Origin of the sequence: Nitratireductor sp. CH_MIT9313-5 (genome assembly GCF_037029545.1) — a bacterium.
Lineage (GTDB): Bacteria > Pseudomonadota > Alphaproteobacteria > Rhizobiales > Rhizobiaceae > Chelativorans.
The window spans coordinates 1-798 of record NZ_JAYMER010000020.1; the positions used below are offsets into that span (position 1 = coordinate 1).

Annotated in this window: 1 protein-coding gene; it reads left to right on the forward strand. The window is 55.5% G+C overall.

What is annotated here, in order from left to right; translation table 11 throughout:
- The coding region (locus WA367_RS15380) for an HWE histidine kinase domain-containing protein (protein ID WP_336057661.1) at positions 1 to 638 on the forward strand (638 nt) is incomplete at its 5' end.
- Between the last annotated feature and the right edge of the window lie 160 nt (positions 639 to 798).

Below are 798 nucleotides of genomic sequence, written 5' to 3' on the forward strand. Positions count from 1 at the left end.
CAGTGCAGCGGCAGCTTGCCGAACAGCAGCAAATGCTTCTTTCGGAAATGCGACATCGCGTAAGCAACTGCTTCGCTGTATCCAGCGGCCTCCTCACGATGACCGCCCGCGAGGCACGTTCCATAGAGGAACTGATCGAGCTGACGAACAACCGCTACCGGGCGCTGGCCAAAGCGCATGCAGTGGCGCTCCACGATCCTGAGCAAAGTCAATCGCATCCCAGCCGGACATTGACCGAGCTTATCAGGGTGATCATAGAGCCCTTCGTGGACGAAAGACGCGTGCGGTTGACAGTGGCCAATCTACAATTGTCCCACGCGGCCATCACACCATTGGCACTCGTTCTTTATGAGCTTGCCGCCAATGCGGTCAAATATGGCGCGTTCTCTGAAAGCGACGGCATTCTTGAGATCAGCAGCACCTCTTCGTGCGAGAGGCTCCGTATCACGTGGTCAGAACGCCTACAGCGAAAAGACTCGATGAGCAAAGGCGCTGAAGGCTACGGAACAAGAATGATCCGCCGGGTAATAGAGTCTCAGTTAGCGGGTAAGCTTGAGCGAAGGATCGACACCCTCGGCTTCCATATGATCCTGGACCTCGACCTCAAGATGGTCGCGGATTTCTCCGACAACGGGTAACATTTGTCCACCCATCGCCCGTTCGTATTCAGTAATCGCGGAAGGCACAACATCAATGCCCTTGCTGGCACCGATAAGGTGATTCTTTATTGCTCATCGAGCTGTCGTGGATACGTTGAAGTACGCTGCGGGCCGTGTTAGCCCGCTGCCAGTTCAGACC